Below are 13,706 nucleotides of genomic sequence, written 5' to 3'. Positions count from 1 at the left end.
CTTTATATTTCTTGGGAGCAAAAATCGCTGGGAGTCAGCTCAGTCCACGCATTCTCACTAACATGCACGACGGCGCTTAGCTCACCCCAGGTGACCTTCACCGTCCCGGCTGTGCTCCCAGATTTGGCCCGCAGCCGGGCGCTGAGCAGGGTGATGGCACCTGCATCCGAGCTCCAGTTCAGATCCAACAAAAGGCCCGGGCGCACCACCAGTCCGCGGGCTGATCCTTGTGGCCACAGAGCGGGAACCGCTGGCAACAGCTCAATGTGCCCGACATGACTTTGCACCAAACACTCCATTACGCCCGCCACAAAACCAAAGTTGCCATCGATCTGGAACGGTGGATGCGCCGCAAACATATTGGGGTAGAGCCCGCCTGCATGGGGGCTGTGCTGCTCCCCGGCGGTCCTAAAAACGAGGGCCAGGAGCCGTTCCACGGCCGCAGTATCCTTCAACCGGGCCCGGAGTGCCAGCTTCCACACTAGCGACCAGCCGGTGGAATCATCGCCACGGGCGTCCAGGGTGCGCGCTACGGCTTGCACCAAGTCCGGGGTCAGTTCTGTCTCGCCCGGGTAGGCAAAGTACAGGTGGGAGACGTGCCGGTGCGTTGGTTCCGGTTGACCATAAGGCTGCGCCCATTCCTGGATGGTTCCATCCGGCGCCACCGGGATCTGCGGCAAACGCTTCAGCGCAGCCTCAAGCTGCGGCACCAAAGGCTCCCCCGCTGGCGCTAACTCAAGTGCCGCATGGAAGAGCCGGGCCATGATGGTGAGGTCCGCCGTCGAACTTTCACTGGCTGAGGCAATGGTTCCGTCCACTGTTTGAAAGTGGTTTTCCGGGGAGGTGGATGGGGAGGTGCCCAAGGTGCCGTCGGATTGCGGGATCAGCCAGCCTAAGGCGAATTCGCTGGCGCCTTTGATGATGGGCCAGGCACGTTTGGCGGCGAACTGCTCACCGCCGCCATGGCGAACATGTTCCCATAGGTGCGTGGCCAGCCAGGCGCCGCCCATAGGCCAAAATCCCCAGGATGCATCGCCAGCTACCGGTGAGGTGAAGGCCCAGGCGTCCGTGTTGTGGTGCGCAACCCAGCCATCGAGTCCATAGACAGTGCGTGCCGTATGGCGGCCTTTAACGGATAGGGCTTCGAGGAGGTCAAAAAGCGGCTCGTGGCACTCGGCCAAGTTGGCGCCCTCGGCGGCCCAATAATTCATCTGCGTGTTGATGTTGATGGTGAAGTTGGAACTCCACGGCGGCGTCATGGACTCGTTCCAGATTCCCTGCAAGGTACTGGCCAAGGTTCCCGGGCGCGAGCTGCTGATGAGCAAGTATCTGCCGTAGTTAAACAGGAGAGCGGCGAGCGCGGGATCGGACGGAGTTTCACGGATGCGGATATTGGTGGGCCGCTCCACATCACCGCTCTCGCTAGTGGCGGAGCCGCCCAAATCCAGTTCTGCCCTCGCGTACAGCTCCTGGTGATTGGCCGTGTGAGCCTGGAAAAGTTCTGCCGACGTCATGGCTGAGGCGGCTTGGACTAAAGCGGTGGCCTGCTTGAGCGGCGCCCCACTGTGCGGAACCAGCGGAAGGTGCGAGCCCACAAAGTTGGTGGCGGTAGCCAGCACAATGCGCAATCGGGAGACGCCAGCGGCAGCCAACGTCCCGGCGTCGGGATGGTCAGTGCCGTTGGCTAGTTCAGTTCCGTTGGCTAGTTCAGCGCCGCTCAGAACTTCAGTGCCGTCATGCTGCCAGTGCGCAACCACGGTTCCGCGCAACGATTCCATGCCGGGCTGATCGTACTGGATACCGGTGGGCGGGTTGGCATAGTCGGGCGCTGCATCAGTGGGCAGTTGCAGCTCGAGCGTGGCAGTTCCGGGGCCCGAGGTGGCGGATTGGATGCGTAGTTGGCTGGTCAAGGAGGAGGTGACTTTGGCCAAGGGAGCGCCCACCACCCGAAGCTCCAGCACCAACACTTGATGGGCGGCGGACACATAGACCTGCTCGGTGATGCTCCGGCCAGCGACCGTGTAACTGTGTTCATGCATTGCGCTGCGCAGATCCAGAGTTCGGCGGTAATGCTGGGCAGACGTGGTAGTGGCGGGCTGAGCAGCGCCAGCGTCATCACCCGGGGCACCGGAGCCAAAGTCCAGCTCGAGCGACAACTCGGCAAACGGCAAATAGCTTTGCGTATGCGCCGTGGCCACCGCGGCCAATTCGGCTTCGGCAGCGCTGTGATGGCCCGCGGCCACCGCCTCCCGCGCCCGGGCAATGGCGTCCGGGCCGTCCTTGAGACCATTGGTCTTGGACGACTCACTTCCGGGCCCACCGGACCAGGCCGTGGAATCGTTGAGCGTGATCCGGCCACCGCCCACCCCGCCGTAACACATGGCTCCGAGCCGGCCGTTGCCCAGCGGCAGCGCCTGCGTGAATTCCTGCGCCGGCGCATCGAACCACAGTGTGTGCGCATCGGCGCTTAGGGACGCCTCCGGTAGCTCCGTCAAGAGCTGCGCTGCCGCTTCCTTCGCTGACTTTATCGGGGTCGGTGCGCGGTCAAAATCGTGGCTCATAGCTGCTTTCTGGAGGGTGGATTGTTCCTCTCTATGCTTCCAGAAATGGCGCGCAACCTGCCCTTTGTGACGGCCTAGAATTTAGGCAGATTGGTGGCTTGCTGGCCGTTCTTTACGGCGTAGTGCAGATGTACGACGCCGTTGCCAAAGCGTTGCTGTCCCAGCAGTTCCAGCCGGGTCTCCCTAATCTCGGGAAGTGCCGGCTTCCCTCCCCCGACCATGACCGGTGAAATGAAGAGGTGTATTTCATCCACCAACCCGGCCCGCAATACTTGGCCACCCAGATCGGCACCACCCACCGAGAGGTCATGATCGGATTCTGCCTTCATGAGGCGGATGGCCTCTGGGTCAAGGTCGCGCTCGATCCTGGTCCGGGACGTGGCCACCTCGTCTAAGGTTTTCGAGAACACCACCTTGTCCGTGGCGTGCCACAGGGTGGCGTAATCCCGCATCACCTTCATGAGATCGGTTTTCCCGTAGAACTCTTCCCACACTTGCAGGGTTTGGTACATGCGCCGCCCCAACAAGAACGTGCCAATATCTTCTTGCAGCTTGTGGATGCAGCTGTGGACCTCATCGTCCGGCATGGCCCAGCCAAAGCCGCCATCTTTATCCTCAATGTAGCCATCTAAGGACGTGATGGCTGCGTAAATGAGCTTGCCCATGGTGTGCGTCTCCCCTGCCGATTTTTACCTGGTTGTTCACCAGTATTCGCGCATTGGGCGGGGCTGGATAGCTATTTACCCATCTTTTTCAAGAGCCATTTGATGGCTTGGTCGCTAGGGTTTCCGAACGGGTTTTCGTCCACAACGTAGGTCCACGTGGTTGAGCCGCTGCGGATGCCTGCCGCCTCAAGATCAACATGACCGGCAGTGACCTCGAGGGACTCCACGGTTTCCAGCGCATTGGCGCGAGCGTCCTCGAGGAAGCTTTCAAAAGTTCTGATGGTCTCGCGGCGAAATTCATCCAACGGGTTTTGCCGGCCGAGTGCCCGCAGGTGGATGGCGGCTCGCTGCTCCGAAAGCTGGGCCAGGTGGTCACTCCACAGTGCGTCCAGTTCAAAGAGCATCACCGCACGGCACACTCGAGCTAGTTCGGCATCGCCCAGCACCGCGAGCAACTCATCCAGCCGGGGCCCCACGGCAATACTGTCCATACTGTCCAAGGTCGCTTCGGGTTCGTGCAAGATCCGCTCCCGATCGGCCAGTACCACCTTGCGCTGGTAAGCGATCAGCTCGTTGTACTTCCACGAGTTCTGCTGCGTGGTGAAACGCTCGGCCTCGGCGAGACGTTGCGCCTTGTCCAAGAGCGCGGAGACACCCGCCCGGGTGACCAATCCGGCGTCGTCAGCTTCTTGAGTCACCGCGTCGGTGAGTTCTAGGCCATACGCTTCCTGACCATTAGAGGCAGGATCCTCCATGCTGGAGAAAATGATACTGGCGCCAGGATCGCCCTGCCGCCCGGCACGGCCGCGGAGTTGGGCGTCCAGTCGGGGCGAATAAAAACGCCCCACAACGATGACCAGCAGCCCGCCCGAGGCAGCTACCTCGGCATGCGCGGCGGGATCCATGGGCGTCCCGCCCAGCAAAATATCGGTACCGCGGCCAGCCATCTGCGTAGAAACCGTGACGCTCCCCCGGCGCCCGGCCTGCGCAATGACCTGCGCTTCGAGGCTGTCATTGCGGGCGTTCAGAACCTGAGCGTCGATGCCCGCCACCGCTAACAGCTGCGCGAAACGTTCAGAGGTGGCCACGTCGTGCGTACCCAAAAGCACTGGCTGGCCGGTGGCGTGAGCATCCTGCACCGCCAGCACTACCGCGGCATCGCGCTGGAGCGCCGTGGCGTAAATCTTCTCCGGCTGATCCACCCGGATGCACGTTTTATGGGAGTCCACCCTGCCGGCGTCGAGCTCGTAATGCGTGCGCAGATACTCCGCAACGGCCACCGCGGTGCCGCTCATTCCTGTGACCGTGGTGAAACTCTTGATTAGATCCCGCACCAATAGTTGGTCCAGAATCTCGCCCTGTTCTGTTTTATGCAGCCCCTCCTTGGTTTCCACGGCAGCCTGCAGACCATCTGGCCAACGCTGCAACGCAGCAATGCGGCCGCGGGAATCGGAGACAATTTCGGCCTTGCCGTCGCGCACAATGTAGTCAACATCGCGCTGCAGCAGAACCTCCGCGTGCAGGGCTGTATTAATGGAGGAAAACAGCGGAGTCCCTGCCGCCGAATAAAGTTCGACGCCGGGCCACCTCGCCTCCACGTGTGCCAAACCAGAGTCGCTCAGGGACACGTTGCGTTTGTCTGCTTCCACAGTGAAGTCGATCCCAGGGCGCAGTTCTTTGACGAAGTCCGCCACATCCACGGACTGCAACTCATTGCGCGCCCGGCCCGCTAAAACAAGCGGAACCGTAGCCTCGTCCACCAGAACAGAGTCGATCTCATCCACGATGCACACCTCAAAAGCTTGCAAGGTGGCTTGTTCCGGCTCGGTGCAGGTGCGGTCTCGCAACACATCGAAGCCCAGCTCATTGACGGAGACGTACACAATGTCTGCTTGATACGCTTCGCGGCGCTGCTGCGGTTCCAAGGCCTCGGTCACCGCTGCAACTTCAACCCCAAGTAGTTCAAAGAAGGGTTTCATCCAGGCAGCATCACGCGCAGCCAAATAATCGTTGACTGTCAGGATATGAACTCTTTTGCCCTGAAGCGCATGGGCTCCGGCAACCAGTGCACCCACCAAGGTTTTACCTTCACCGGTGTCCATCTCCACCACGGTGCCGCGCAACATGGTGGCAGCGGCCAGCAGCTGGGTGTCAAACAGTGCCATGTCTAGGGATTCTTGAACAAAAACCTTAGCCATAGCGAGGTAGTTTTCTAGCTCAGAATCATCCCAAGCGGCACTATCGGTGAGCTGCTGCAACAGTTTGCGAGCAGGCTCTAATTCCAAGGTGGCAGCCCGTGCAGCAGCTCTGGAAACTAGCCCGTTGGACGTTGCCGTATCTGCAACCCCAGGGGTATTGAAGAGCCAGTTCTTGAATTTCTTGGGGAGAAGCAAGGATCCTCGAGTCGTGGGGTGTTCGGGCAGCCGGTAATCTCAACGGTACTCATGGCATGATGCGGAACACAATTACGGGAGGAGAATATCCGCCAGCTCATTATGCCAAGCAACGCTCATCGTTCACGGAAGAACTAGATTTGGGTCTAGAAAACTAGACACTAGTCTGGAAATCTATACGTAGAAATGATGTAGAAACGATCAATTCAGCCACCCGCAACGAAGCCCGGGGCGCGCCCACCCAAGCACTGCGCAGCTCAACGAGAACCGGCTAAAACCACGCTCATTCGCAAGGAAGAACCCTTTATTCAAAGTGCGCTGCTCCCAGCACAGCGGGCGCAACCGGCTCGCCATCCTGCGCCCCGCTCGTGGTTCCCTGCTCAGCGACGCTCTCCACGGCTTCCAGTCCACTGGTAATCTCACCCATCACGGTGTACCCGCCAGCAGCATCTCGGCCAATGGTGGTGTCACCGTAAACAATGAAGAACTGACTGCCGTTGCTGTTTGGATTGCTGGTGCGCGCCATGGCCAGAGTGCCACGCTTGTACACATTGTTTTCTGGCGCATTTTCAACGGGACCAAATTCGTAGCCGGGCCCACCCGTTCCGGTTCCAGTGGGATCACCGCACTGCAGAATGTCGAACCCTCCTGTGGTCAAGCGGTGACACTTGGTATCGACAAAGAAGTCCGTTTGCGCCAAATGTAGGAACGACGCCACAGCCTGCGGAGCCTTGTCACCAAACAGTGTCACGCCCAGTTCAGCACCATTGAACTCCAAGGTGCCGCGCCATTCGCGGCCTTCAGCCTTCGCGAGGTCGGGCGCAGTTGCGGCCGTGGCCCCCACAGCTTCTTGATCGCTACCCTCCCCCGTCTTAGACATCAGCGCCACCCCACCAGCAACAATGATCACCAGCGCCACGATCAACCCGACAATCAACAGGACCATTTTCTTGGAATTGGCGGAGGCAGCGGGTTTGGCTTGAGGATTATGCATGCCGCTCAGTCTAGAAGAGATCTACACTGGCCCTCGCCACCGCTACACGCTGCTCCGCGCCATCACGGCATCAATCTCCCCCGCACTGACGCCGTTATTCAACAAAAAATTCCGCACGTCAATGGTCTCAGCGAATTTCTGCAAAGCCTCGCCACGTCCCTGCACTAACTCTTGAATCTCGGCCGCATCCAGGTGCCGCTCATAGGGGTGCTTCACCGGCGCCACCAAATGCCACTCGTTGATACCGCGCGTGGCCAATGCATCCTCGGCCACGGTCCGCGCAGCCTGCCCCTGCATAGTCAGTAGCAAAGTGGCGATCAGCCCAGTCCTGTCCCGTCCCGCCGAACAATGAATCACCACATTGCCTTCCGCGGCCGCCAACTCCTTGAAAACCCTTGCCACCTGCAGCGGGAAAAGTCGCACAATGTCCGCGTAAAGCCGGGGATGGTTCATGTAGGGGTGGAACAGTTCCTGGTACAGCGGATCGTCGGGGTCTTCCGTTGGTGAATGCACGACGACGAACCTCGCCTGAGCAGTCTCTCCCACCACCGGGTCGGTGGGCCGGCGCTTGCGTTCCCCCGCGTTCCGCAGATCGATAATGGTGCGAACGCCGTCGTCGTAGAGCTGTTCCCAGCCACGCTCGGTGAGCCACTCACTGCGGCCCATCCGATAGATATCGCCGGCAAGATGTCGGGCGTTGACGGCACCTTCCCAACGTGGTGCGGACTGCTGCGGGGTGGCTGGCTGGGAGGTATCCATGTCAGCGCTCCTTGTTCAGGCGGAAGTCGAGCCCGCTACGGACTTGCGGCCACTCGGCGGCCAGAATGGAAAAAACAACAGTGTCGCGCAGTGAGCCATCAGGCATACGGCGATGGGCACGGAGCACACCATCCTGCTTGGCGCCCAGCCGGGCGATCGCCTCACGTGACTGCATATTCATCCAGTGCGTGTGGAATTCAACGGCCACGCAGCCCAGAGTTTCAAAAGCGTACTCGAGCAGGAGCCGCTTGCTGTCCGGGTTTGTGCCAGTTCCCTGAACACTGGCCGCGTTCCAGGTGTATCCAATTTCCAAGCGCGGCAGTTCGGCATTGATGTTGCAGTAGCTCGTCATACCAACAATTTTTCCGGGTTTCCCGGTTACCGGATCGTTCAGGCGAGTGGTGAATGGCAGCATCGAGCCAGCATCCTGCAGCGCCAAGCGACGCTCAATCTCCGCACGCATATCTTCAGGTCGCGGCACGGAGGTGTACCAAAGGTTCCACAGCTCGCCGTCGGACGCGGCAGCAACCAAATCATCGTGATGATCAAGGCTCAGTGGCTCGAGAGTCACATATTTTCCGCGGAGGGTGACGGGTGTTAGAGGGCTCATGAAAAAACAGTAGCCGATGTCGATAGTGAGGCTTCGATTCGCGGTCAAGCGGTCCACACTGAAGGTCCCTGAGAGAATTAGTTGACACATCAACCTATGGCATGTCATGATTTTGTTGAAGCTTCAATGATTTGATGCTCGGCGCTTCTTCCTGGAAGGCCTGCCCCATGACCACCTAATGAGACGTTGAGAATCCTATGAACAACCTTGCCCTGAACACAGCCGCCCGAACCGTCCTCCGCATTGTGGTTGGTTTCCTCTTCGCCGCCCACGGCTGGCAGAAGTACAACGAATTCACCATCGCTGGAACCCAAGGCGCCTTTGCCCAAATGGGCGTCCCGGCCGCTGATGTGATCGCACCGATCATTGCCACACTGGAATTGGTTGGCGGCATCGCCCTGATCCTGGGCCTCGCAACACGACCCTTCGCAGCACTGCTGACAGTGAACATGCTCGGCGCCATCATCTTGGTCCACGCCTCCGCAGGCGTATTCGTAGAAGCTGGCGGCTACGAACTGGTTCTCCTTCTGGGCGCATCGGCTCTGGCAGTTGCCCTGGTTGGCCCCGGCAAGCTCTCACTTGACAACGCCATGTTTGGCCGCACCAGCTCCAAGCTGCGCGTTCTGGCATAAGCTCCGCTGAAGTAATCAGGCGCACGGCCCCAACAGGGGCCGTGCGCCTTTATTTATACGCAGCCACACCCGCCCGCGTTGCGGCAGAATGATTGCACCGCAACCGCCCGTGGCGTGGCGTGCGTATATGCAAAGTCGACTTTGGCTATGCGCAGGCCCATCCCAGGGATTTGCGTATATACCAAGGATTGAGCTCCGGGTTTGTCCACAGTTTGACCCGTTATACTCGGTTTCACTATGGATGACCCCCCAACACATATGCCCTGGCCCCTCCACAAACCATCCGCGATAGCGGAAAGAGTTAGAGAGGGGCGCCTCTAATGTACGAATGGATCATGATCGGAATCGGTCTCGTCCTCACGGTTGGCACCGGATTGTTCGTTGCCTCTGAATTTGCTTTGGTCAACTTGGACCGAAATGAGCTCGAAGCCCGCGCGGAGCGCGGGGAAAAGCGCCTAGGTCCCACCATCAAGGCCCTGAAAATCACCTCAACGCACCTCTCCAGTGCTCAACTAGGCATTACCCTCACCACGTTGCTGACCGGTTACACCTTTGAACCGGCCATCAGTTCACTGTTGCGTGAGCCGCTGATGTCCCTAGGCCTCAGCGAATCGTTGGTGCCGGCCATTGGCGCGGTCATCGGTATCTTTATCGCCACCATCTTCTCCATGATTATTGGTGAACTAGTACCAAAAAACTTTGCCTTAGCGCTCCCCTTGGCCACAGCCAAGGTGGTCATCCCCTTCCAAGCACTGTTCACCACCGTCTTCAAGCCTGTCATCTTGCTGTTCAACAACACCGCCAACAAGATCATCCGCTCCTTTGGCATTGAGCCCAAAGAAGAACTGTCCGGTGCGCGTAGCGCGGAAGAACTCAGCTCCCTGGTGCGCCGTTCGGCCTTGGAAGGCATGCTCGACCTTGATCACGCCGCTCTCCTGCACCGAACTCTGCGCTTTTCCGAACACAGCGCAGGTGATGTCATGACTCCCCGTGTCCGGATGATCTCCGTGAACTCCACGGATAACGCCGATCACATCCTCAAGATCGCGCTTGAGACTGGCTACTCCCGCTTCCCGGTCATTGGACGCGATAGCGACCATATCTTGGGCGTCCTGCACGTCAAGCAGGCCTTCGCCATCCCCCGCGACGAGCGCCGAGACGTGTTGGCATCGGACCTGATGGTGGAACCCCTCATGGTGCCCGAATCCATGGGAGTCTCCGCCTTGCTAGGGCTGCTGCGCAAGCAAGGCCTGCAAGTGGCCATTGTTTCTGACGAACACGGCGGCACCGACGGCATCGTCACCCTGGAAGACCTGGTTGAGGAAATTGTGGGCGAGCTCGAGGACGAACATGACCGCGCCCGTGCTGGCGTAGTTCGCACCGAACGCTCCATCACCTTCGATGCCTCCTTGCGTCCCGATGAACTTCTTGAACGCACAGGAATCAAGGTTGAGCACGGCGAAGACTATGACACGCTGGCCGGATTCATTGCCAATCAGCTTGACCGCACTCCGGAGCTTGGCGATGAAGTGATGATCGACGGCGGCTGCCTGCGGGTGGAGCGCGTCTTGGGTACCCACGTTGAGCGGCTGAAGTTCACCGCAGCAGAGTCCCAGGAGCCACCCAAGAGCCCCCACGATCAGATTATCGACGATTTAACCCAGGAGCTTGGCCATGAGTGAGTATCTTCCCGGAATCATCTGGCTGGTGGTACTGCTGGTAGTCAATGCGTTCTTCGTAGGCGCCGAGTTTGCTGTCATTTCGGCCCGCCGTTCACAAATTGAACCCAAGGCTGAGGCGGGTAGCAAGGCGGCCAAAACCACGCTGTGGGCTATGGAACACGCCACCTTGATGTTGGCCACCAGCCAGTTGGGTATCACCGTCTGTTCACTGGTCATCCTGAATGTTTCAGAGCCTGCCATTCACCACTTGCTGGAAATTCCGCTCGGACTGACAAGTCTCTCAGCGGAGTCCATTGGCATCATCGCCTTCATTACCGCGCTCTTACTGGTCACCTTCTTGCACGTGGTCATTGGCGAGATGGTGCCCAAGAACATCTCCTTCTCTGTCCCCACGCGTGCCGCGTTGATCCTGGCCCCGCCATTGGTCTTGGTTGCCAAGATCTTCAAGCCGGTGATCTGGACCCTGAATGGGATTGCCAACGGCATTCTTCGACTGTTTGGTGTTGAGCCAAAGGATGAGGCCACCAGCACCTACACGCTGGATGAGGTTGCCGGCATTGTTGAACAGTCAACCCGTGACGGACTCTTAGCTGACACGAGCGGGACCCTCTCGAAGGCCTTTGAGTTCACCACCAAGAAGGTCTCCGATGTTGAGGTCCCCATGGATGAGATGGTGTTGTTGGCTCAGGATTCCACCCCTGCGGACATTCAAAAGGCCGTCGCCAACCACGGCTTCTCCCGCTACATTCTGACGAATCATGACGGCGAACCTACCGGTTACCTGCATTTGAAGGACGTCATGGATCTGACCCACGACGACGCTTTCACCATGCCGGTGCCTGCTAAGCGGATCCGCAAACTGGCATCGACGGTTGGCAGTAGCGAGTTGGAGGACGCCTTGGCGGCCATGCGCCGCACAGGCGCTCACGTGGCACAGGTCTTCAACGAGCAGGGCACCGCAACGGGCGTGCTGTTCCTAGAAGACATCATTGAGGAACTGGTGGGCGAGGTTCAAGACAGCACCACCAAGTTGCCGTAGCAACTCGCATGCCGTGGTGGTTTGCGCAGCCGTAACGTGCAAACCACCACCGCATGCGCTGGCAGCAGCGCTCAAACAGAGCGTTCATAGATATTCAAAAGAGGTCTCTGCTTCAGCGTCGTCACCGCCACGAGAGTGAAGATTAACGCTCACTGCGCTCTAGCTCACGCTGCCAGCTAAGATCGTTAGCGTGAACGCAACGAATCTTCCTCCCCAGGTATCTGACATCTTCGATCCCACCCGCTGGCGCGTGGTTGAGGGCTTCGACTTCACCGACATGACGTACCACCGCCAGGTGGAACGGGGAGAAGACGGAAGCATCACAAGAGATCTCCCCACCGTCCGCATCGCCTTCAACCGCCCGGAGGTACGGAACGCGTTCCGCCCCGGAACGGTCGATGAGCTCTACCGCGCCATGGACCACGCCCGCATGACCCCGGATGTGGCCACCGTACTGCTCACCGGCAACGGCCCCTCCCCGAAAGACGGCGGCCATTCCTTCTGCTCCGGCGGCGATCAGCGCATCCGCGGCCGCGACGGCTACCGCTATGCAGAGGGCGAAACCAAGGAAACCATTGACCCGGCCCGCGCCGGACGCCTCCACATCTTGGAAGTCCAGCGCCTCATGCGCACCATGCCCAAGGTAGTCATTGCCGTGGTCAACGGCTGGGCTGCGGGCGGCGGCCACTCCCTCCACGTGGTCTCAGACCTGACCATTGCATCCCGCGAACACGGCAAGTTCAAGCAGACGGACGCCACTGTGGGAAGTTTCGACGCCGGATACGGCTCGGCTCTGCTGGCCCGCCAGATCGGCCAGAAGAAAGCTCGGGAGATCTTTTTCCTGGCCCGTGAATACTCCGCCGAGGACATGGTCGCCATGGGTGCCGTCAACGAGGCCGTGGACCACCAGGACTTAGAAAATGTGGCCCTGGAATACGCGGCAGATATTGCCCGCCAATCCCCGCAAGCCATCCGCATGCTCAAGTTCGCCTTCAACATGGCCGACGACGGTCTAGCTGGCCAGCAGGTCTTCGCCGGCGAAGCCACCCGCATGGCCTACATGACTGATGAGGCCGTTGAGGGCAAGGAAGCGTTCCTGGAAAAACGCGACCCCGACTGGTCTTCCTACCCTTACTACTTCTAAATTCAGGCGCACATGAACATCGAACCCCTGCTCAAGGTACTCTCCGAAGCACTCGCGGGCGTTGGCCCCGCAGTCCAAATTGCCGCCGACGGTAGCTACGAACTCATACCGCAAACTGAGCTGGGACTGCCAGCTGACAGCGAGACTGAGATTGCCGCCGTCGTACTTACCTCCGGGAGCACGGGCACGCCAAAACGGACCATGCTCAGCGTCGATTCGCTAGCGGCGTCATCGGTGGGCACGGCACTGACGCTGCAAGGCGAGGGCCAGTGGCTCCTGGCGCTGCCAATGAATTACGTGGCCGGGCTGCAGGTTCTGGTACGCAGCCTATTCGCCGGCACGCGCCCATGGGCTATGGATCTGAGCGGCGGATTCACCCCCGAGGCGTTCACCGAGGCCGCCCTTGAACTGACCGACAAGATGCGTTTTACCTCGCTGGTCCCCACGCAACTCACGCGCTTACTGACTAACCCGAGCGCCGAAACACTGACCGTTTTGCGTCGCTTCAACGCGATCCTGCTCGGCGGCGGGCCCATCAACCCCGTGCTGCTCGAGGCCGCGCGCGGTGCCGGGCTGAACGTAGTCACCACCTACGGTATGTCCGAGACGTGCGGTGGCTGCGTGTACGACGGCGTCCCGCTCGAGGGCGTGCACGTCGCCATACGCGAGGGCCGGATCTGGCTCGGCGGGGATGTAGTGGCTGCCGGTTATCTGGGCGACGCCGCCCTCACCGAGGCGACTTTCTCTGAGGAAGAGCACGACGGCGAGATGGTGCGTTGGTATGAAAGCGGCGACTTAGGCGAGCTGGATAGTGAGGGACGGCTGCGTGTGTTGGGACGTGTTGATGACGTGATCATCACCGGCGGGCTGAAGGTTTCTGCCGGTGCCGTGACCGACGGTCTGCACCGGGTACAGGGCGTTCGCGAGGCGTTTGTGCTTCCCGTTCCGTCCGCGGAGTGGGGTCAGCAGGTGGCCGCCATGGTGGTTGGATCGTGCACCGAGGCCGAGCTGCTGGCCGCCGCCGCCGCCCTGATGGAACCGCAGCTTCTCCCCAAGACTGTGGTGTTCGTCTCCGAGTTGCCCCTGCTGCCCAATGGAAAGCCTGATAGGACGGCAATTTTGGCGGCATTGACCGGTGCTGCGCAAGCAGACTGAGTCAGGAAAAGAGGCAGAATAAGCTTTAGGCCCAGTCTCTGAGCCGCCATCATCTTGTTCGCTAACGTTTTA

Annotated in this window: 11 protein-coding genes; 5 read left to right on the top strand and 6 right to left on the bottom strand. The window is 59.8% G+C overall.

The features are described 5' to 3' along the window. Positions 1-2 precede the first annotated feature (2 nt). The 6 genes from ACX80D_RS01085 to ACX80D_RS01060 form a co-directional block, all read right to left on the bottom strand. Complete coding sequence (locus ACX80D_RS01085; RefSeq protein ID WP_459320686.1) at positions 3-2,561, bottom strand: glycosyl hydrolase family 95 catalytic domain-containing protein; 2,559 nt, start codon at positions 2,559-2,561, stop codon at positions 3-5. A gap of 74 nt (positions 2,562-2,635) precedes the next feature. Next, the gene (locus tag ACX80D_RS01080) at positions 2,636-3,226 is read right to left on the bottom strand and encodes a dihydrofolate reductase family protein (RefSeq protein WP_459320685.1); all 591 of its coding nucleotides are present in this window, start codon (positions 3,224-3,226) and stop codon (positions 2,636-2,638) included. A gap of 71 nt (positions 3,227-3,297) precedes the next feature. Beyond that, entirely contained in the window at positions 3,298-5,619 is a 2,322-nt protein-coding gene (gene secA2 / locus ACX80D_RS01075; RefSeq protein WP_459320684.1) for an accessory Sec system translocase SecA2, read from the bottom strand. A gap of 304 nt (positions 5,620-5,923) precedes the next feature. Next, on the bottom strand, positions 5,924-6,613 hold the full coding sequence (locus ACX80D_RS01070; RefSeq protein WP_459320683.1) for a peptidylprolyl isomerase: 690 nt from the start codon (positions 6,611-6,613) through the stop codon (positions 5,924-5,926). A 42-nt stretch (positions 6,614-6,655) separates the two neighbouring features. After that, complete coding sequence (locus tag ACX80D_RS01065) at positions 6,656-7,372, bottom strand: tyrosine-protein phosphatase (RefSeq protein ID WP_459320682.1); 717 nt, start codon at positions 7,370-7,372, stop codon at positions 6,656-6,658. A gap of 1 nt (position 7,373) precedes the next feature. Further along, complete coding sequence (locus tag ACX80D_RS01060; RefSeq protein ID WP_459320681.1) at positions 7,374-7,982, bottom strand: GNAT family N-acetyltransferase; 609 nt, start codon at positions 7,980-7,982, stop codon at positions 7,374-7,376. 197 nt (positions 7,983-8,179) lie between these two features. Here ACX80D_RS01060 and ACX80D_RS01055 point away from each other — a divergent pair, with 197 nt between their 5' ends. The 5 genes from ACX80D_RS01055 to ACX80D_RS01035 all read left to right on the top strand — a co-directional run bounded on the left by ACX80D_RS01055 (position 8,180) and on the right by ACX80D_RS01035 (position 13,634). Next, complete coding sequence (locus ACX80D_RS01055) at positions 8,180-8,614, top strand: DoxX family protein (RefSeq protein ID WP_459320680.1); 435 nt, start codon at positions 8,180-8,182, stop codon at positions 8,612-8,614. Positions 8,615-8,934: 320 nt separating this feature from the next. Further along, a complete protein-coding gene (locus ACX80D_RS01050; protein ID WP_459320679.1) occupies positions 8,935-10,296 on the top strand; it encodes a hemolysin family protein in 1,362 nt (453 codons plus the stop codon). Further along, on the top strand, positions 10,289-11,335 hold the full coding sequence (locus tag ACX80D_RS01045) for a hemolysin family protein (protein ID WP_459320678.1): 1,047 nt from the start codon (positions 10,289-10,291) through the stop codon (positions 11,333-11,335). Before ACX80D_RS01050 ends, ACX80D_RS01045 begins: the two co-directional genes overlap by 8 nt. A 190-nt stretch (positions 11,336-11,525) precedes the next feature. Next, positions 11,526-12,479 (top strand): 1,4-dihydroxy-2-naphthoyl-CoA synthase, encoded by a 954-nt coding sequence (locus tag ACX80D_RS01040; protein ID WP_459320677.1) that lies wholly within the window; start codon positions 11,526-11,528, stop codon positions 12,477-12,479. A gap of 12 nt (positions 12,480-12,491) precedes the next feature. Continuing rightward, complete coding sequence (locus ACX80D_RS01035; protein WP_459320676.1) at positions 12,492-13,634, top strand: AMP-binding protein; 1,143 nt, start codon at positions 12,492-12,494, stop codon at positions 13,632-13,634. Positions 13,635-13,706 lie beyond the last annotated feature (72 nt).

The organism is Arthrobacter sp. Sr24, from assembly GCF_054511175.1.
Note: the sequence above shows the minus strand (reverse complement) of the source record. Positions and strands in the feature narration are given on the sequence as shown.